The 20,463-nt window shown below is 58.4% G+C and carries 15 protein-coding genes; 9 read left to right on the forward strand and 6 right to left on the reverse strand.

Translation table 11 applies throughout. The annotated features are described in order from the left end of the window. Positions 1-64: 64 nt before the first annotated feature. Positions 65-1,165 carry a sodium-potassium/proton antiporter ChaA gene (gene chaA / locus ECL_RS07875; RefSeq protein WP_013096238.1) on the reverse strand — a complete coding sequence of 367 codons (1,101 nt, stop codon included), beginning with the start codon at positions 1,163-1,165 and terminating at the stop codon, positions 65-67. Between the two features lie 270 nt (positions 1,166-1,435). Here chaA and chaB point away from each other — a divergent pair, with 270 nt between their 5' ends. Both chaB and ECL_RS07885 read left to right on the forward strand, forming a co-directional pair. Further along, positions 1,436-1,666, forward strand: a complete 231-nt coding sequence (gene chaB, locus ECL_RS07880; protein WP_013096240.1) for a putative cation transport regulator ChaB — start codon at positions 1,436-1,438, stop codon at positions 1,664-1,666. A gap of 177 nt (positions 1,667-1,843) precedes the next feature. Beyond that, positions 1,844-2,539, forward strand: coding sequence for a gamma-glutamylcyclotransferase (locus tag ECL_RS07885; RefSeq protein ID WP_013096242.1), 696 nt, complete (start codon positions 1,844-1,846; stop codon positions 2,537-2,539). Positions 2,540-2,580: 41 nt separating this feature from the next. On the opposite strand, the gene ECL_RS07890 is transcribed toward ECL_RS07885, so the two are convergent. The 3 genes from ECL_RS07890 to ECL_RS07900 all read right to left on the reverse strand — a co-directional run bounded on the left by ECL_RS07890 (position 2,581) and on the right by ECL_RS07900 (position 5,277). Continuing rightward, positions 2,581-2,820 (reverse strand): DUF1883 domain-containing protein, encoded by a 240-nt coding sequence (locus ECL_RS07890; protein ID WP_013096243.1) that lies wholly within the window; start codon positions 2,818-2,820, stop codon positions 2,581-2,583. A 212-nt stretch (positions 2,821-3,032) separates the two neighbouring features. Then, a complete protein-coding gene (locus ECL_RS07895; RefSeq protein WP_013096244.1) occupies positions 3,033-4,817 on the reverse strand; it encodes a methyl-accepting chemotaxis protein in 1,785 nt (594 codons plus the stop codon). A gap of 106 nt (positions 4,818-4,923) precedes the next feature. Further along, positions 4,924-5,277: a DsrE/DsrF/TusD sulfur relay family protein gene (locus tag ECL_RS07900; protein ID WP_013096245.1), complete on the reverse strand. Its 354-nt coding sequence runs from the start codon at positions 5,275-5,277 to the stop codon at positions 4,924-4,926. Positions 5,278-5,349: 72 nt separating this feature from the next. Here ECL_RS07900 and nasR point away from each other — a divergent pair, with 72 nt between their 5' ends. The 7 genes from nasR (at position 5,350) to ECL_RS07935 (ending at position 17,713) form a co-directional block, all read left to right on the forward strand. Further along, the gene (gene nasR / locus ECL_RS07905) at positions 5,350-6,534 is read left to right on the forward strand and encodes a nitrate regulatory protein NasR (protein ID WP_013096246.1); all 1,185 of its coding nucleotides are present in this window, start codon (positions 5,350-5,352) and stop codon (positions 6,532-6,534) included. Between the two features lie 228 nt (positions 6,535-6,762). Further along, positions 6,763-8,010 carry a CmpA/NrtA family ABC transporter substrate-binding protein gene (locus tag ECL_RS07910; protein WP_044158291.1) on the forward strand — a complete coding sequence of 416 codons (1,248 nt, stop codon included), beginning with the start codon at positions 6,763-6,765 and terminating at the stop codon, positions 8,008-8,010. Positions 8,011-8,012: 2 nt separating this feature from the next. Beyond that, positions 8,013-8,894 (forward strand): nitrate ABC transporter permease, encoded by an 882-nt coding sequence (gene ntrB / locus ECL_RS07915; protein WP_013096249.1) that lies wholly within the window; start codon positions 8,013-8,015, stop codon positions 8,892-8,894. A 9-nt stretch (positions 8,895-8,903) separates the two neighbouring features. Then, positions 8,904-9,692, forward strand: coding sequence for an ABC transporter ATP-binding protein (locus ECL_RS07920; protein ID WP_013096250.1), 789 nt, complete (start codon positions 8,904-8,906; stop codon positions 9,690-9,692). A gap of 13 nt (positions 9,693-9,705) precedes the next feature. Next, the gene (gene nirB, locus ECL_RS07925) at positions 9,706-13,695 is read left to right on the forward strand and encodes a nitrite reductase large subunit NirB (protein ID WP_013096251.1); all 3,990 of its coding nucleotides are present in this window, start codon (positions 9,706-9,708) and stop codon (positions 13,693-13,695) included. After that, complete coding sequence (locus ECL_RS07930) at positions 13,692-16,169, forward strand: nitrate reductase (protein ID WP_013096252.1); 2,478 nt, start codon at positions 13,692-13,694, stop codon at positions 16,167-16,169. The genes nirB and ECL_RS07930 overlap by 4 nt, the downstream gene beginning before the upstream one ends. Positions 16,170-16,306: 137 nt before the next feature. Further along, positions 16,307-17,713, forward strand: coding sequence for a YchO/YchP family invasin (locus ECL_RS07935; RefSeq protein WP_044158289.1), 1,407 nt, complete (start codon positions 16,307-16,309; stop codon positions 17,711-17,713). A gap of 3 nt (positions 17,714-17,716) precedes the next feature. Here the strand turns inward: ECL_RS07935 and narL are convergent, their stop codons facing one another. Both narL and narX read right to left on the reverse strand, forming a co-directional pair. Continuing rightward, positions 17,717-18,367: a two-component system response regulator NarL gene (gene narL, locus ECL_RS07940; RefSeq protein ID WP_003856701.1), complete on the reverse strand. Its 651-nt coding sequence runs from the start codon at positions 18,365-18,367 to the stop codon at positions 17,717-17,719. Continuing rightward, a complete protein-coding gene (gene narX, locus ECL_RS07945) occupies positions 18,360-20,156 on the reverse strand; it encodes a nitrate/nitrite two-component system sensor histidine kinase NarX (RefSeq protein WP_013096254.1) in 1,797 nt (598 codons plus the stop codon). The genes narL and narX overlap by 8 nt, the downstream gene beginning before the upstream one ends. Positions 20,157-20,463 lie beyond the last annotated feature (307 nt).

Genomic DNA, 20,463 nt, shown 5'->3' on the forward strand with positions numbered 1-20,463 from the left:
GCTGCGCTTACCCGGCCTACAAAACCCGTAGGCCCTGCAAGCGAAGCGCCGCTGGGCAAAAAGGCTACGCAAAAATTGTCATTAAGTACGCCACAAACAGCGCCATATGCGCCGCGCCGTTAAGTACATTGGTGCGCCCGGTTGAGAACGAAATCTGACACAGCAGCAGTGACGCTACCATCACAATCATCTCCGGCGCCCCCAGCGCAAACTGCAGCTCGTTACCGGTCATAAAGGCAATCAGCGTCACCACCGGAACGGTAAGCGAAATGGTCGCCAGTACCGAGCCGAAGAACAGGTTCATGGCGCGCTGTACCTGATTGTTCAGCACCGCTTTCAGCGCGCCCAGCCCTTCCGGCGAGAGGATCAGCAGCGCCACCAGGAAGCCGGTAAAGGCCACCGGGGCATTCATCTCGGTTAACAGTGTCTCCAGCGGGTTGGCGTTCATCTTGGTGACGGCGATAACCGCAATCAGATGTACGATCAGCCAAACCGTATGCCATGCGCTGCTGTGGGCAGATGGTTTGCCATGGTGCGGGTCATCGTCGTCGCTGTCGTCTTCATGCTCGTACACAAACAGACTCTGGTGCGTTTTGGTCTGAATCAACAGGAACACGCCGTACATGGCGGCGGAAATCAATGCGACCAGCAGCGCCTGACCGGTAGAGAAGTTTGCTCCCGGCAGCGCCATCGGGAAGACCAGCACGATAATCGCCAGCGGGAACAGGGCGATCAAATACTGTTTAATGCCAAACAGGTTCATATACTGGGTGGCGAACTTACGGCCGCCCAGCAACAGTGAAAAGCCCACCAGACCGCCAGTCACAATCATAATGATGGAATAGAGCGTATCGCGCATCAGGGTTGGCGCAGCATCACCGGTCGCCATCAGCGCGGAAATGAGGCTGACCTCAAGAATCACAACGGAAAGGCTGAGAATTAACGATCCATATGGCTCGCCCAGACGGTGGGCCAGGACATCGGCATGGCGAACCACGCTAAAGGCACTGGTTAAAATCCCTACCAGCGCAAGAATGTTGATACCAACCACCACTGGCAGTGACTGACTGCTTCCCCAGAAGAGCAGCACAGCCAGTGCCAGAACCGGGAAAATGAGCGACGTCTCCTTGTGGCGGGTTTTTACCGCCTCGTGTGCTGCTGTCATGTGCTTCTCCATCAATGCAGGTGCTTGTAATTATAGATAGAATTTTGAGGTCATTAAATTAACAGATCTCTGTTAAATACCCTTTATCTTTTACTTAATTTTACCCTAATCCTTTTTTAAGTCTCCTGATATCCATAATGTCATATTTTTGATTAATACATATTAAATAACATGTAATTAACTTCATTAATTCTTCAAAATTGATCTGCGACTGGCAGCTTGCAGCATCGTCGTCCACACTTATCTTTTTAAGCAAAAGAGAGGTTAGTGATGCCATATAAAACGAAACGCGATTTACCCGATAACGTGCAAAACGTACTGCCCGCACATGCGCAGGATATCTATAAAGAGGCGTTTAACAGCGCCTGGGATCAATACAAAGATAAAGACGATCGTCGGGACGATGCCAGCCGGGAAGAGACGGCGCATAAAGTGGCCTGGGCGGCAGTAAAACATGACTACGAGAAAGGAGACGATGATAAATGGCATAAAAAGAAATAGCCGTAAAATAATAAGCTGCCTTCATTTTGACTTTTCAGGCGGTTGAACTGCCGTTGTATTGCAACTGGCCCGCGAATTGCTTATCGTTATTCAACTGCTGGCAAAATGACCAGTAGATAATGCCGGGAAGGTGAATTACAGATGTCGCAAGGAAGCATGCAGTGGCGGAGGTGTAAAGTGTTAACGCGTGATTTCTTAATGAAGGCAGATTGTAAGACGGCATTTGGTGCTATTGAGGAATCGCTTCTCTGGTCAGCTGAACAACGTGCGGCGTCGCTCGCTGCCACGCTTGCCTGCCGCCCGGATGATGGCCCGGTATGGATTTTTGGCTACGGTTCGCTGATGTGGAACCCGGCTCTGGAATTTGTCGAATCGGCGACAGGTACGCTCCCGGGGTGGCATCGCGCATTTTGTCTGCGATTAACCGCCGGACGCGGAAGTGCCTGTCAGCCGGGACGTATGCTTGCACTGAAAGAGGGCGGACGCACCACGGGGGTGGCGTATCGCCTGCCGGATGCCACCCTCGAAGAGGAGCTGACGCTGCTCTGGAAGCGCGAGATGATCACCGGCTGCTATATGCCAAGCTGGTGCAAGCTGGAACTTGATGACGGACGCACCGTCAACGCGCTGGTGTTTATTATGGATCCGCGCCATCCTCTGTATGAAGCGGATACCCGCACGCAGGTGATCGCGCCGTTGATTGCGGCGGCCAGTGGACCGCTCGGCACAAACGCGCAGTATCTGTTTTCACTCGATCAGGAACTGACGCGCCTCGGCATGCAGGACGAGTGTCTGAATGAGCTTGTAGCGAAGGTGAAAGCACTGCTGGAAGGAAATCCGCTGAATAACCCGCTGCGTCCGGGTTTTGCCTGATAATACGCCCGGCTGCGAGAGTGCAGACCGGGCGTCTGTTTTTAAGCGGCCACGTAGCTGACTGAGTGTTCGAGTGACTGACTATGGCTGTCAATCAGGACATCCCATGTGCCGGTATAAGGGACGGTTAGCCACGCCTTATCATCCTGCACGGTCAGGATATCTGCCTGCGATTGTTTTTGTGCCTTCGCACTCATCAAATGAATACGGCAGCGCTCTGAACAACGCACCACTACCGTATCCCCGCCAAACAGTTTCAAACTTGTTTTTACCAGTGCCATTTATTTACCCCGTAGTCTTAAACAACGCTCTCCCTGCTGCCATTTCCGAGCGTGATGTTGTTCACAATTCACTCATGGCATAACACCAAAGGGGGAGCGTCGGGATGCTGATTTTGATCAAAAAATGGCATAACGTTTAAACAAAAATGACAAAATACCTGAAAGCATTCAGCTGGCGCGCGTTTACACGGTGAAGGCGCGCCAGAAGAAAATTAAATGCGGAAATGTCCGGCAGTTTCAGCAAGGTCGCCCGCCTGGCTCTGCAGGGCGCTGGCGGCTGCGGCGGATTGCACCACCAGTTCAGCGTTCTGCTGCACCATTCTGTCGAGGTGCGTGACAGCATGGTTGATCTCATGGATGCCTTTCATCTGCTCGCTGGTGGCGATGGAAATTTCACGCATGATACCCGAGACGCTGCCGATGCTGGCGCGGATCTCATCCATGCTTTCCCCGGCCAGATGTACATAGCGGGAGCCGGTTGCCACGCTGTCGGTGGTGGAGTCGATAAGCGATTTGATCTCCTTCGCCGCCTGGGCGCTGCGGCTCGCCAGGTTACGTACTTCGCCTGCCACCACGGCAAACCCGCGGCCCTGCTCACCGGCGCGCGCTGCTTCCACCGAGGCGTTCAGCGCCAGGATATTGGTCTGGAAGGCGATGCCATCAATCACGCTGGTGATATCGCCAATTTTTGCCGAAGCCACTTCAATGGATTGCATGGTGCTGATGGCCTGAGAGACGACCTCACCGCCGCGTGAGGCCGCAGCGGAGGCTCTACTGGCCTGTTCATTCGCTTCTGCCGCAGACTCATTTGACTGGGTCACCGACGCGGTGATCTGCTCTACGGCGCTGGCGGTTTCACGCAGGCTGGAGGCTGCCTGCTCGGTGCGCCCGGAGAGATCCTGGTTGCCAGCCGCAATCTCCTGGGCGGCATTTTTCACCGAGGCGCTGGCATCACGCAGCTGGATCATCACCACCGAGAGCTTATCGCTAAAGGCGTTAAACGCCTGGGCAATTTGCGCCACTTCGTCGTTACCGCTCTCCGGCAGGCGCTGGGAGAGGTCGTTGGTACCGTTGGCGATATTATGCATCGCGTCGCGGATATCGGACAACCGCTTGAGCAGGCGGGCAATCAGGATGTGGACAAGCGCGCCGCTCAGCAGGGCGAGGATCACCAGCGAGAGTGCCGAGGCTTTCAGCAGCGAGCGCATGCCGGAGGTGGCGTCGTTATTGTCGAGCGCGACCACCAGCATCCAGTTTGTTCCCGGAACGGCCGTGGCGACGAGGGTTTTATCACCGCCGTCAAATGTGCCATCAACCGGTTCACCGCTTTTCAGGGTCGCTAAATCGGTGCCGGTAATGGTCTCAGCAAACGGTTTTAACGTCAGGGCCGGATCGTTGGCGGCGATAACGCTGCCGTCGCTGTTCAGAAGTAACCCGCTGCTGGCCGGGGTCGGGTGAATGCCGCGCACGTTAGCCACCACGCTATCCATGGCCACATCGCCCGCCACCACCGCTTTCAGGGTCCCGTTTTCTTTTACCGGTACCGCAAAAGTTACCACCAGTTTTCCGGTTCCGGCGTCCACGTAAGGCGCGGTCACCACCGGTCCGTCCTGGCTGACCACCTGCTGATACCAGGGGCGAATGGTCGGGTCATAATCCGCAGGCACGCCCGCAGGCTCAGAGAATTTCGCCGTTTTAGTGGCATAGCCCACATAGACGTTGGTGAAGCCTCCCGCCTGGGCGAGTTGTTTAAAGACCGGTACCGGGTCGTCACTCAGCGCCACGCTCTGGGCGGAGGTAATGACCGTCATTTTGCTTTTCACCCAGTCGGCAATCGCCATGTTATGGCTGGCGCTGGTGCTGGTCAGAATGTCACGCTGCGACTGCTGATTATCCTGGCGCGTGACCTGGAAATTAATGACGGTATTGAGAAGAAGGGCGACGACTAGGCAGCCTGTCGTCGCGGCAATGATGCGAGCACGAATCGATCTGAACATAAGTGAAATACCTGCTGTGTTGTTTCCATGCCTATCGGCAACCCCGCAGGTAAACTTGATGCTGAAACCGCGTCCATAAGAAAATAATATTTTTACGGGTTTATTATTAAAAAGTTAATACTTTATCGGCGGCTAACGTCCACTCGGCCAGCTCGACAAGTGTGCCAATTTCCACGCCGTCAATTAGCGGCAGCCCGGTGATACCGCGCCCGTCGGTGCAGGTTTTACAGAGCTTAACCGGCACGTTTTGCGCCGTCAGGATCTCCAGCATCTGCTGAATGTTGTAGCCCTCTGCCGGTTTTTGGCCTTTCAGGCCAGCGGTGACCGCGTCGGACATCAAAAAGATCCGCAGCTCCAGCTCGCTCGCGTTATCGCGCAATGCTATGGCCAGACGCAGGCTATTAAAAAGGGATTCGCTGCCGTAGGCCGCCCCGTTGGCGACGATCACAATCTTCTGCATGTTAACTCCTGTTTATATTAAGGCACGAATATTGCTTCATTCTCCCAGGTAGGGTTATCCGGGAGAGTAAGCATGACATTAATGGCTGGCAATTCGTCGGGTGCAACCGAATGGCTCCAGCGCGCAAAGGCGTTGCGTCAGGAGCAGCTCAGCAAGCTGGCACAGCTGGGCGTACTGGTGAATGGCATTAGCCAACTGGTGCATATGCTACAGTGCGAGCGCGGTGCATCAAACGTCTGGCTCTGCTCACAGGGTAAGCTCTATGCCCCCGAATGCAAAGCCAGCCGGGCGCTGGTGGATGAAAATCTCACCATACTGTATGGCATTCTGGATAGACACTCCCCAGTGCCGGGCAGCGCCGTGTGTGAGCGCATCGCCGCTGCGTTGCAGAGCCTTGAATCACTCCGCGCCCTGCGAGAAGGGGTGAACCAACAAACCGTTACCGCCCCGCAGGCGATGGAGCATTACTGTCGCATGCTTCGCCATCTGCTCAGTATCGTGCCGCAGCTCAACGACAGCATTGACGATCCGCAACTGGCGGGGCGTTTTGTTGCCCTCTACAGCCTGATGCAGGGCAAAGAGCTGGCGGGACAAGAGCGGGCGCTGGGGGCCATTGGCTTCACGCAGGGTTTTTTTGATGATGTCACCCGTCAGAGGCTGGTGGATCGCATTGACGGGCAGCAGGCCTGTTTTGAGATCTTTTTAAGCCACAGCCCGGCGGATGTGCAGAGCACCTTTTCCCGGGACTGCCAGCCCGACCGCGAGACGGAGCAACTCCGGCGTGTGGCCTGTACCCGCCAGCCTGCTGCGGATAATGGCGACACGGCGCTGAACTGGTTCGCCCTGCAAACGTCGCGTCTTGAGCACTTGCGCACCCTGGAGGAGATGGTTATCGCCGACCTGATGCTGGCGGTTGATGAGCGTATCCATCATGACCCTCAACATCCGGTAAGTGCCGATGAGAATGACGATCCGCTCGCGCTTTATCCGGATAAACCTTTGCTGCCGCTGGTTCGCCAGCAGGCTCGTGAAATAGAACAGCTTTCCCGCCAGCTCGCGACGCTGCGCGATACGCTGGAAGAGCGCAAGACCATTGATAAAGCCAAAAGCGTGCTGATGACCCACCACAACATGAGTGAGGAACAGGCGTGGACGGCGCTGCGCAAAATGGCGATGGACAAGAACCAGCGCATGGTGGATATCGCCCGCGCGCTGCTTACCGTGAAGCGATTGTGGCAGCTAACCCCTAAGGAGTAGCTGCACAATCAGTGGGCACGTTGTGCCTGATTGAGGTGCGTTTTTGCAGAGCCAGTGGGGCAAAAGCCATAAAAACAAGGCATTAAAACCTGGCATTAGCTTTGCATTATTTCAGTAACCAATTTTGACGGTGCGCCAACGGCGGTGCATCAGTCTTCGGGATAAAGGCGTCCAGCGGTGCTTCGGCACTGTCGGGCGCTTTTTTTTGTCTTTTTTTCAGGAGTGGTCATGGCGGATTTGTCGAGACGGCGGTTTTTGCAGGCCAGCGTGCTGGCGAGCAGTGCAATGTTGTTATCGGGTGTCATGCAGGCCGCGTGGGCGGCAGGCTCGGATAAACCCGAGCAGGAGACGGTGCGCATCGGGTTTATCCCGCTGACCGACTGTGCTCCGGTGGTCATCGCGGCGCTGAAAGGGTTCGATAAAAAGCATGGCATTACCATCGTGCCCACCAAAGAGGCGAGCTGGGCGGCCGTGCGCGATAAGTTAGTCGCGGGGGAGCTGGACGCGGCGCATATTCTTTACGGTCTGCTGTACGGACTGGAACTGGGGATCGCCGGTAAGCCACAGCAGATGGCGAATCTGATGACCCTCAACCAGAACGGCCAGGCGATTACGCTCTCTGCCGATCTGGCAGAGAAGGGCGTTCGCGATCTCGACGGGCTGAAGAAACTGATTGGTCAGCAGGCACCGGGCACGTACACCTTCGCGCATACCTTCCCGACGGGCACGCACGCCATGTGGCTCTACTACTGGCTGGCCAGTGCGGGCATTAACCCGTTTGACGATGTTCGCACCGTGGTGGTACCGCCGCCGCAGATGGTGATGAACATGCGCATTGGCAATATGGTCGGCTTTTGCGTCGGCGAGCCGTGGAATGCCCGGGCCATTAACGATCGCATCGGTTTTACCGCTGCAACGTCGCAGTCTATCTGGGCTGACCACCCGGAAAAAATCCTCGGTACCCGTCGCGACTGGGTGGAGAAAAATCCGCACACCGCGCGGGCGCTGGTGAGCGCAGTACTGGAAGCCGCGCGCTGGATCGACGCTTCACCGGAAAACAAACGTGAAACGGCGCAGATCCTCTCGCGTCGCGCATGGCTGAACACCAAAGAGCAGTACCTCACCGGACGGATGCTGGGTGAGTACGACAACGGGGTGGGCACGCGCTGGCAGGACGCGCATCCGATTCGTTTCTTCAACGACGGCGCCGTCAGCTACCCCTGGCTCTCTGACGGCATGTGGTTTTTAACCCAGTTCCGCCGCTGGGGCTTGCTTAAATCTGCACCGGACTATGTCGACATTGCCCGGCGTATCAACCAGACGGCGGTCTGGCAGGATGCCGCCACCGCGGTGGGGGGCATTACCACACCGACTTCACCACTACGCAGTAGCACCCTGATGGACGGCACCGTCTGGAACGGTACCGATCCTGAAGGCTATGCCAACCGCTTCGCTATTCACCGTAAAGGGGCCTGATTATGCAGCATCTGCACAGCACGAAAGCAAAACACGAGACGCCGGTGAGTGGCGAGGTGATTACCCTGCCACCGGTTCAGGTTCGCCGTCGTCCTCCGGCGATTGCCCGCCGGATTAACGACGTGCTCCAGCGTATCATTCCGGCGCTGCTGGGGCTGGGGCTGCTGGTGGTGCTCTGGCAACTGGCGGCAATCAACAGCAAAGGCTTCCCGACGCCGCTGAGCACGCTGGATTCTGCCATCACCCTGTTCGCCGATCCGTTTTATCGCGACGGGCCAAACGACATGGGGATCGGCTGGAACGTGCTTGCCTCCCTGCAGCGCGTGGCGGTGGGCTTTGGCCTGGCCGCGTTAGTCGGTATCCCGCTCGGTTTTCTGATTGGCCGTTTCACCTTTTTCTCACGCATGTTCAGCCCGCTGATTGCGCTGCTGCGCCCGGTCAGCCCATTGGCCTGGCTGCCTATCGGCCTGCTGCTGTTCCAGAAAGCAGAGCCTGCTTCCAGCTGGACCATTTTTATCTGTTCGATCTGGCCAATGGTGATTAACACCGCCGAAGGGGTACGCCGTATTCCGCAGGATTACCTCAATGTCGCCCGCGTGTTGCAGCTTTCTGAGTGGACCATTCTGCGTCGGATCCTCTTCCCGGCGGTGCTGCCGGCGGTGTTGACCGGGGTACGTCTTTCCATCGGTATCGCCTGGCTGGTGATTGTCGCCGCCGAAATGCTGACAGGCGGCTTAGGGATCGGTTTCTGGATCTGGAATGAGTGGAACAACCTCAACGTCGAAAACATTCTCATCGCCATCGTCATCATTGGCGTGGTCGGGTTACTGCTGGAGCAGGGGCTGATGCTGATCGCCCGTCGCTTTAGCTGGCAGGAAAAATAAGGAGCGAACATGAAACCAATCATTCAGGTCCAGGCCGTAAGCCAGCGTTTTTCTACCGCCAGCGGAGAATTTCTGGCGCTGCAGAACGTCTCGTTTGATATCCACGAAGGGGAAACCGTGAGCCTGATTGGCCACTCCGGCTGCGGCAAATCAACGTTGCTGAACTTGATCGCCGGGATCACCCTGCCGACGGAAGGGGGACTGATTTGTGACAACCGTGAAATTGCGGGTCCGGGACCGGAGCGTGCGGTGGTCTTTCAGAACCACTCCCTGCTGCCGTGGCTGACCTGTTTCGACAACGTTGCGCTGGCGGTCGATCAGGTGTTCCGCCACACCATGAGCAAGGCGGAGCGTCGTGAGTGGATTGAACACAACCTCGATCGCGTGCAGATGGGGCACGCCCTGCATAAACGCCCGGGGGAGATCTCAGGCGGCATGAAGCAGCGCGTGGGCATTGCCCGTGCGCTGGCGATGAAGCCGAAAGTGTTGCTGATGGATGAACCGTTTGGCGCGCTGGATGCCCTGACGCGTGCCCATCTGCAGGACTCCGTGATGCAAATCCAGCAGGCGCTCAACACCACCATTGTGCTCATCACCCACGACGTGGACGAAGCGGTGCTGCTCTCTGACCGCGTGCTGATGATGACCAACGGCCCGGCGGCGACCGTCGGCGAAATCCTGGAGGTTGACCTGCCGCGTCCGCGTAACCGGGTGCAGCTGGCGGACGACAGCCGCTACCACCACATGCGCCAGCAGATCCTCCATTTCCTCTATGAAAAACAGCCCAAAGCGGCGTAGTGGGGGCACCACGATGCGACTGGTCATTATCGGCAATGGAATGGCAGCAACACGGCTGATTGCCTCGCTGACCGGGCGTGCGCCTGGCCGCTTCGCGATCACCGTGTTGGGTGAGGAGCCTGAGCATGCGTACAACCGCATCCAGCTTTCGCCGGTGCTGGGTGGGGAAAAACGTCCGGAACAGATCCGCCTGCAGGACGATGACTGGTACCGCGAGCGCGGCGTCACGGTGCTCAGGGGGCAAAAGGTGCTCGCCGTGGACGTGGCGAAACGGGAAATCCGTACCGCGCAGACCACGCTGGGGTGGGATGAACTGGTCTTCGCCACCGGGTCGATACCGTTCGTGCCGCCGATCCCCGGGGGCGATGCGCCACACGTCTTTACCTTCCGTCGCCTTGAGGATACGCGAGCCATTGCGCAGATCCCGGGGCCAGCGGTGGTGTTGGGCGGTGGCGTGCTGGGCGTTGAGACGGCAGCGGCGCTGGCACAAACTTGTGACAACGTCACGCTGGTGCATCGCGGACCGTGGTTGATGGAACAACAGTTGGATCGGCAGGCGGGGCTGCTGCTGGAGGCTGCGCTGGCGGAGCGCGGCGTGCGCTGCGAGCTGTCGTCCGGGATCGCGGCAATCGCGCCGGATTCAGTGACGCTACACAACGGACGCCAGGTTAGCGCCGCGCGCGTGGTGCTGGCTACCGGCGTACTGCCCAACATCGCCCTGGCAAGCGCCAGCGGTATTCACTGCGCCCGTGGCATTGTGGTCGACCAGCAGATGCAGACCTCCGTCCCGGCTATTAGCGCCATTGGGGAGTGCTGCGAAATCGACGGTCAGACGTTTGGCCTGGTTGCCCCCTGCCTGGCACAGGCGGACATTCTCGCCGCCCGGCTGGCAGGGGACGCCCCAGTGCCTTTTGCCCATACCGACAGCGGGATGCGCCTGAAGGTCACCGGTGTGGAGCTCTTCAGCGCCGGGCGCGTAACGGCGCAACCGGAGGATACGGTCTGGGACGCGTGGGATCCGCTGACCCGTCACTACCGTCGCTTACTGATTCATCGCGGTGCGCTGGCTGGCGTACTGCTGATGGGAGATTGCCGCAACGCGGCAACATTTACCGATTTACTGGCAACGGCTGCGCCCGCACACGTGGACTGGCTGTTCGATCGATTCACTACGACGCAACCGCAGGTTGCAGGACAGAACGCTATGACAAAACCTACTCTGGTGGTGGTTGGGCACGGTATGGTCGGCCACCATTTTCTTGAAGACTGCGTAAACCGCAATCTGCATCAGCAATACCAGATTGTCGTCTTTGGCGAAGAGCGTTATGCCGCTTACGACCGCGTCCATCTCTCAGAGTATTTTGGCGGCCGCAGCGCGGAGTCCCTCTCGCTGGTGGAGGGCGACTTCTTTGCCAGACACGGCATAGAGTTGCGTTTGTCGCAGCAAATTGTCGCCATCGATCGCGACGCGCACGTTGTGCGTACCGCCAGCGGTCACGAAACCCACTGGGACAAACTGGTGCTGGCGACCGGCTCATATCCGTTTGTGCCGCCGGTGCCGGGCAACACGCTGCCGGGCTGCTTTGTCTATCGTACGCTGGACGATCTCGATAACATTGCCGCGCATGCGAAGGGATCCCGACGCGGCGTGGTCATTGGCGGTGGCCTGCTCGGGCTGGAAGCGGGCAACGCCCTCAAACAGCTGGGGCTAGAAACCCATGTGGTGGAATTCGCCCCCAACCTGATGGCGGTACAGCTCGACAACGACGGCGCGGCGATGCTGCGTAAAAAAATTGAAGCGCTCGGCGTCGGGGTTCACACCAGCAAAGCCACCACTGAAATTGCGGCCACCGACGACGGGCTGGTCCTGCGTTTTGCCGACGGTGAACAGCTGGACACCGATATGGTGGTCTTCTCTGCCGGGATCCGCCCGCAGGATGCGCTGGCGCGCAGCAGCGGCCTGGCGATCGGCGAGCGTGGCGGGATCTGCATTGATACCGCCTGCCAGACCTCAGATAAGGACATCTTCGCCATCGGGGAATGTGCGCTGTGGGAAGGTAAAATCTTCGGTCTGGTGGCGCCGGGTTACCAGATGGCACGCGTGGCGGCGGCCACGCTGGCGGGTGAGGAAAAATCCTTCACCGGCGCGGATATGAGCACCAAACTTAAGCTGCTGGGCGTGGACGTGGCCTCGTTTGGGGATGCCCATGGCCGTACGCCGGGGGCATTGAGCTACCAATGGACCCACGGCCCGCAGCAAATCTATAAAAAAATTGTCGTCAGCCATGACAACAAAACCCTGCTCGGCGGCGTGCTGGTGGGGGATGCCAGCGAATACGCCACGCTGGTGCAGATGATGCTTAACGGAATCAGCCTGCCAAAAGAGCCTGAAACGCTCATCTTGCCAGCCTTCTCCGGTAGCGCGCCAAAAGCGCTGGGGGTGGCGGCACTGCCGGAAAGCGCGCAGATCTGCTCCTGTCATAACGTCAGCAAAGGCGATATCTGCCAGGCAGTAAGCGCCGGTGCGACGGACATCGGCGCCATCAAGCAGTGCACCAAAGCGGCGACCGGCTGCGGTGGGTGCAGCGCGCTGGTGAAACAGGTGATGGAGTTCCAGCTGGCTGAGCAGGGCGTGGAGGTGAAAAAAGATATCTGTGAGCACTTCCCGTACTCGCGTCAGGAGATATACCACCTGGTGCGCGTCAACCATATTCGTACCTTCGACCAGCTGATTAGCCGCTACGGCCAAGGGCACGGCTGTGAGATCTGTAAACCGCTGGTGGGGTCAGTGCTGGCCTCCTGCTGGAACGAATACCTGCTGAAACCGGCGCATCTGCCGTTGCAGGACACCAACGACCGCTACTTTGCCAATATTCAGAAGGACGGAACGTACTCCATCGTGCCGCGCATGCCCGCCGGGGAAGTAACGGCCGACGGGCTGATTGCTATCGGGCAGATCGCAAAGCGCTACGGGCTGTACAGCAAGATCACCGGCGGCCAGCGTATTGACCTGTTTGGTGCCACGCTGGAGCAGCTGCCGGAGATCTGGCAGGCGCTGGTGGAGGCCGGATTTGAAACCGGGCATGCGTACGGTAAATCCCTGCGTACCGTGAAATCCTGCGTCGGGTCAACCTGGTGCCGCTATGGCGTGCAGGACTCCACCGGCCTTGCGGTCAAACTGGAGCACCGTTACAAGGGGCTGCGCGCGCCGCACAAAATCAAAATGGCGGTGTCCGGCTGTACCCGCGAGTGTGCCGAGGCGCAAAGCAAAGATGTCGGCGTGATCGCCACGGACAAGGGCTGGAATCTCTATCTGTGCGGCAACGGCGGCATGAAGCCGCGACACGCGGATCTCTTCGCCAGCGATCTGGATGAAGAGACGCTGATCCGTACCGTCGACCGTTTTCTGATGTTCTACATTCGCACGGCGGATCGCCTGCAGCGGACCAGCACCTGGATGGACAACCTTGAAGGCGGTCTCGACTATCTGCGGGAGGTGATCCTCGACGATAGCCTCGGTATTGCGCACGAGCTGGAGCAGGAGATGGTCCGTGTGGTGGAAACGTATCAGTGTGAATGGCAGACCACGCTTAACGATCCGAACCGTCTGGCGCTGTTCCGCACGGCGGTGAACGGTCCGGCGGCGGAAGAGAGTAAACGCTGGCAGGAAATTTGCGGTCTGGATGAGATCCCGGAGCAGGCGGGGATCGGCGCCCGGCTGGGGCGTAAGCCGATCGCGCTGTTCCGTTTTGGCAAATCGGTCTATGCCCTTGACGATCAGGAGCCAGGAAGCGGTGCGAACGTGCTGTCACGCGGTATTCTTGGCGATGCGGCGGGTGAGCCGGTGGTCATCTCGCCGCTCTATAAACAGCGTATTCGCCTGCGCGACGGCTGCCAGGTGGATAACGGTGAGCCTGCGGTGCGCGCCTGGCCGGTGAAAATCGAAAACGGCAAGGTGTGGGTGGGGAACGACGCGTTGCTGGTCCGTGCGGAGGCATCATGAATGGAACCCGAACAACGTGCCCGTACTGCGGCGTCGGTTGCGGCGTGGTGGCCCGGGTTGAGGGCGACAAGGTCACGGTGCGCGGCGATGAACGCCATCCCGCCAGTTTTGGACGGCTGTGCGTCAAAGGCGCGGCGTTAGGTGAAACCACGGGCCTGCAGGGGCGGCTGTTGCACCCGGTGGTGGACGGGCTGGAGGTGGACTGGCCGCAGGCGTTAAGCGCGGCCGGCGAGCGGCTGCGGGCGATTATCGACACCTGGGGGCCGCAGGCGGTGGCGTTTTACGCCTCCGGCCAGCTACTCACCGAGGATTACTACGCTGCCAATAAGCTGATGAAAGGGTTTATCGGCGCGGCGAACATCGATACCAACTCGCGGCTCTGCATGTCGTCGGCGGTAGCAGGCTATAAGCGCGCATTTGGCGAAGATGTGGTGCCGTGCAGCTATGAGGACGTGGAGAACAGCGATCTGGTGGTGCTGGTGGGTTCAAACGCGGCATGGACGCATCCGGTGCTTTATCAGCGGCTGGTTCAGGCGCGGCAAAACAATCCGCAAATGAAAGTGGTGGTGATCGATCCGCGTAAAACCGCCACCTGTGATATCGCCGACCTGCATCTGGCGCTCGCGCCCGGCAGTGACGCCGGGCTGTTTGTCGGTTTGCTCAACCTGATCCAGGGTACCGACGACTGGCCGATTGCCCGCGTGGCCGGGTTTTGTGGTCTTGATGCACAGGAGATTGCCACGTTTTACGACTGGTTCCTCACAGCGCCGCGTGCCATTACGCTCTACACCATGGGGATCAACCAGTCTTCCAGCGGCAGCGACAAGTGCAACGCCATCATTAACGTCCATCTTGCGAGCGGGAAATTTGCCCGTCAGGGCTGCGGGCCGTTTTCGCTGACCGGCCAGCCAAACGCGATGGGAGGAAGGGAAGTGGGTGGCCTCGCGAATCAGCTGGCGGCGCACATGAACTTCGAGCCGGACGATCTCTCGCGGGTGGCACGTTTCTGGGGAACCGAACGGCTGGCGCAAACGCCGGGCCTGATGGCCGTTGATCTGTTTAACGCCATTGCCCGCGGTGATGTGAAGGCGGTATGGATCATGGGCACCAATCCGGCTGTCTCGCTGCCGGATAGTCACGCGGTATGCCAGGCGCTGGCGAACTGTCCGCTGGTCATTGTTTCTGAGGTGATGCAGGAGACCGACACCAGCCGCTACGCCCACATTCGTTTCCCGGCGCTGGGCTGGGGAGAGAAAAATGGCACGGTCACCAACTCCGAACGGCGGATCTCACGCCAGCGCGCCTTTCTGGCTGCCCCGGGTCAGGCAAAACCGGACTGGTGGATAGTTGCCCAGGTGGCGAAACAGCTGGGCTATGGTGAGGCCTTTGCCTGGGAACATCCGCAGGAAATTTTTTGTGAACATGCGGCACTGTCGGCATTTGAGAATGACGGGGCACGGGCGTTTAATCTGCATGCGCTGGCGGGGCTTACCCGTGAGGCCTGGGATCAGCTTGAGCCTTATCAGTGGGCGGCGGGCGATTTTCCCCACCGGAATATGGTGCCCGTTGACCCGCGTCTGCACGGCGCGGTGCCAGATGCGTTATATCCGTTGCTGCTGAATACCGGACGCATCCGCGATCAATGGCATACCATGTCCCGTACGGGATATGTTCCGGGGCTGATGCAGCATATCTCTGAGCCCTGCGTTGAGATCTGCGCCGCAGATGCCGCGCGTTTCGCCCTTTGCGAAGGGCAACTGGCGCGGATCAGCTCTCCGCGTGGAGTGATGGTGGCAAAAGTACGTATCAACGATGGGCAAAGGGAGGGTGAAGTATTCGCCCCCATGCACTGGAATGCGCAGTTTGCCCGTCAGGGAAAGGTTAATACGCTGGTGGCAGGGCGCTGCGATCCGCAGTCCGGTCAGCCGGAGAGTAAACAGACCGCCGTCAGGATCATGCCATGGCAGCCTGAATGGCAGGGAGAGCTGTATGCCCGTGTGCTGCCGGAACTGCCGCCTTCGGTACACTGGTGGCGCAAAGCCTCACGCCTGACGGTGGCGGCTGACGAACCGTTGATGCCGTGGGTGAAAGAGTATGCTGAACAGCAGGGCTGGCAGCTGCAACTTGCCCGGACGGATGCGCGCAGCAGCGTACTGGCATGGCATAACGGCGAGCTGATGCTCGGATTCTGGGAAGGGACTACGTTGCCAGCGCTGGCGCATGCGACTATTGAAGAGGCTTTCCGTCGGGCTCCAGAGACGCTTGCGGAGCGGCATACGCTCCTGAACGGCGCGGGCGCGGGGGAGAGTGTCGATCCGGGACGCATTATCTGCAGCTGTTACTGCGTCGGGGAAAATGCGATACGGGAGGCGATTGTCGGCGGGTGCGATTCCGTTGCAGCGCTGGGGGCTAAGCTACGGTGTGGGACGAATTGCGGCTCCTGCGTGCCGGAGCTGAAAGGGCTGTTTGGATAATGGTCTAAGAGTGTCGGGTAAAGCGACAATAATGTTCAGGATATTCCTGAAATTTGCGCTAAGACTGCATTTCACAGCTTATCGCGTTAACATTAAAAGCGTTGCCTCATAAACACAGGTTCTTATTTACGACGTTGATGGCTGTATCGTCCCGCATTCGCTTTCTGTTATTACTCCCACTTCTTACGGCGGGTGCCGTTCACGGTGCCCCGAATTCCTTTATGCATCAGGCAGAAAACCCCTTTGATAACAACGGGGACAGTTTGCCCGATCTCGGCATGGCGACGCCAACAGACGAGGGGGAAAAGCACCTGGCCGAAATGGCAAAAGCCTTTGGCGAAGCCAGTATGACCGATAACGGCCTCACCACCGGCGAGCAGGCGCGTCAGTTCGCGTTTGGTAAGGTGCGTGACGCGGTGAGCGGCGAGGTGAATCAGCAGATTGAGTCCTGGCTCTCGCCCTGGGGCAACGCCAGCGTCAATTTACTGGTGGATGACGAGGGGAACTTTAACGGCAGCAGCGGGAGCTGGTTCATCCCCTGGAATGATAACAACCGTTACCTGAGCTGGAGCCAGCTGGGGCTGACGCAGCAGAGTGACGGCCTGGTGAGCAATGCCGGCATCGGTCAGCGCTGGGTTGCCGGAAAATGGCTGCTCGGCTACAACACCTTTTACGATAACCTGCTTGATGAAAACCTGCAGCGTGCCGGGCTGGGTGCGGAGGCGTGGGGCGAGAATCTGCGTCTGTCTGCCAATTACTATCAACCGCTGGCCAGCTGGCGCGAGAGTTCGGACGTGCAGGAGCAGCGCATGGCGCGTGGCTATGACGTGACCGCTAAAGCCTGGCTGCCGTGGTTTCATCATTTCAACACCAGCGTCAGCTTTGAGCAGTACTTTGGTGACAACGTTGACCTGTTCAACAGTGGAACCGGCTATCACAACCCGGTGGCGGTCAACCTGGGGCTTAACTATACGCCTGTTCCGCTGGTCACCCTGACGGCGGCGCATAAGCAGGGCGAGAGCGGTGCGAGTCAGAACAACCTCGGGCTTAAGCTCAACTACCGCTTCGGCGTGCCTCTTTCCAAGCAGCTTTCCGCCAGCGAAGTTGCCGCCACGCGCTCCCTGCGCGGCAGTCGCTATGATTCACCGGAGCGGGATAACCTGCCGGTAATGGAGTTCCGCCAGCGCAAAACGCTCTCCGTCTGGCTGGCGACCCCGCCGTGGGATCTGAAAGGGGGCGAGACCGTGATGCTCAAGCTTCAGGTACGCAGCACTCATGGTATTCGGCAGATCCACTGGCAGGGCGATACCCAGGCACTGAGCCTGACCGCACCGGCCAACACGCACAGCAGCGATGGCTGGAGTGTGATTATGCCTGCCTGGGATGACAGTGACGGGGCGAAGAACCGCTGGCACCTGTCGGCGGTGGTTGAAGATGAAAAAGGACAGCGCGTCTCATCCAATGAGATCACGCTTACCGTGGTTCAGCCGCTTGTCGCGTTACCTGACGACGACCCGCGCTGGAAGTTACTCCCGGATGAGTAATCCTCAGAAAATGCGTTCCTGATGCACCCACACGGCGGCTTCAACGCGGGATTTTAACTTCATCTTCTTCAGCATATGTTTCACATGCACCTTGACCGTGCTTTCGGTGATATCCAGACGACGGGCGATCATTTTGTTCGGCAGACCCTGGGCAATCAGCTTCAGAATATCGCGCTCGCGCGGGGTTAACTGGCTGACGTCGCGGTCGGAGGTGGCGCGGTTTGCCCGCAGGCTGGCGGCCAGCACCGGGGTTAACGCCTCGCTCAGTACCATTTCGCCTGCGGCAGCCTGTTGCAGGGCCTTGAGCAGATCTTCCGGCTCCATGTCTTTTAGCAGGTAGCCGTCTGCACCGCGTTTTAACGCCGTGACGACATCTTCTTCATGGTTTGAGACGCTGAAGACCACCACGCGTCCCGACAGCGATTTTTCACGCAGCTTATCGAGCGTCTCCAGACCGTTCATGCCTGGCATGTTGAGATCGAGCAGGATCAAATCAGGATCAAGCGATTCGGCAAGTTCAATACCTTGTTCACCGTTGCTGGCTTCGCCAACGACGGTGATATCAGGTGCCATGCTGACCAGCTGTTTTACGCCAGTACGCAGCATCGGATGGTCGTCAATCAACAGGATGGATGCCGGTTCCTGATTAGTCATGGGTTTCTCCCTGGATAGTTGTGAGGGGTTTTTCGGGGATAAAGGTGACAACCACTTCTGTGCCACCTGTTTCTCGCCGACGAACCTGGCAATCACCGCGCAGGCTTTGGGCGCGGTCTCGCATGATAATTAAACCGTAATGGTTTGTCCGTTCGGCATTTTCCGGCACGCCGCGGCCGTTGTCATGAACCGTGAGCTTCACCTGATTATCGTGCTGGCTAACGGTAACGGTGACCGCCGTCGCGTCAGCGTGTTTTAGCACGTTGCTCAGCGCTTCGCGGGCGATCTGCAGTAAATGAATGGCCTGATGCGAAGGCACAAAACGAGGCGGTAACTGGTAATCGAGCTTCACCGGGAACCCCAGTCGGGCGCTAAATTCCTGGCAGCTTGCTTCCAGCGCCGGGCGCAGGCCGGGCTCGGTGAGCTGCAGGCGGAAGGTGGTCAGCAGTTCGCGAAGCTGTACCCAGGAGGTGTTCAGCTCGTTGCGGATCTGGCTCAGCAGCGCTTTGTTGCTTTCCGGCATTTCTGCGGCCTGCATTTGCAGACAGCTGACCTGCATTTTCATACAGGAGAGCGACTGGGCAATAGAGTCGTGGAGTTCGCGGGCGATGGTGGCGCGCTCTTCCATCACGATCAGCTGCTGCTGCTTCTCCTGATGGCGGTCTAGGGCCAGCGTGGCCGTCAGCTGTTCAACCAGCGTATCCACCAGTTGCTGCTGGTCGTGGCTCAGATGACGCCCGGCGGGCAGGGTCGCCAGCAGAATACCGTACTGGGTGTGGCTGTCTGTCAGCCGCCATTTTAGCGTCGTGCCGCTGGTGGTCAACGGCGGTAAGCCGCGTGGGCACAGATGGCAGCCTTTGTCATCGCAGGTCATGTCTGACTGACAGGTAAACTCCTGGTGATTTTCTTCATCTTCCATGTCGTACACCCGAAGCTCCAGATCGTGCAGCAGGGTCAGATTCTGCAGGCCATTCAGGACCGGTGAGAGACGTTCGCACAGCGGCACCTGCATATGCAGGCGGCGATTAGCCTGCCACAGGAACGAGAGGATCTCGTTTTTCTGCTCCAGCCCCGCGGTTTTCTCCTGTACGCGTTTTTCCAGCACCGCGTAACTCTCGGCGAGTTCATCTGACATGGTGTTGAGCGCCTGGCCCAGCATCGCCATTTCGTTACGTCCGCTGATGTGGGTGCGCTGGGTAAAATCCCGGGCGGTCACCGCGCGGGCCATCGCCAGCAGTTGCTTCCAGGGATTCAGCAGCCGGGCGCGCAGCCAGACAATGGTGAAAATCAGCAGCAGCCCCATAAACAGCGCCATCGCCCGGTGGATCATCACCACCCGGTCGATGCGTAATTCGGTGGTTTGATCGAAAGAGGAGACCAGGGTATCAATGCGGGAAACGAACCCGGCGACATCATGAGCAACGGTATCAGGATTTTTCGCCTGCTTTAACCCCGGCTCCAGCTGAGTGTGCCAGTAGCCCTGAAGGGCTTTAAGCTGGGATTCCTGACCGGCACGAATCGCGGCACTTTCCAGTTCGGTGCTGAAAGCGGTATGTTCCATATCGTCCAGCAGCTTCTGATCGTCCTGGGTTAACGGCACCGATGCCAGTAGACGATAACTCTGCATGCGTAGTGAGCCTGCCTCGTTGATGGCATGGGCATTACCCTGTACACCCTGTACCAGCCAGCCGGAAATCGCCATGCCGGTCACGCCGATGGCGGTAGACAGCAAAACGATCAGGGCGACCTGATTGACGAGTGTTAGCGGAGATAAACATCTTTTTAACATAGAGTTGCCGGGCTCCTGACGTGGCCTGCTTGCAGGAATGGCGTTATTCTGGTGCATACCCTGGAGTATACCCATACCAATAAAGGATTACCTCTAAATTGCCAATGGGGTAAGGCTCAGGGGGAGGAATGGACAGCGAGACGTCAGTCCTGTGAAAAACCACGTCTTTTTTACCGTTTTACTCTACTCACTAAGGATGATGGCTTTTTTTTCGCCGCAAATCCTCCCACTTTTCCTTTGATTTATATCAACTTACCGCCGCCCTAAAACCCTAATGTTTGCAGCATCATTCGAGAATCAGAGGTGT

Origin of the sequence: Enterobacter cloacae subsp. cloacae ATCC 13047, assembly GCF_000025565.1 — a bacterium.
GTDB classification, from domain to species: domain Bacteria; phylum Pseudomonadota; class Gammaproteobacteria; order Enterobacterales; family Enterobacteriaceae; genus Enterobacter; species Enterobacter cloacae.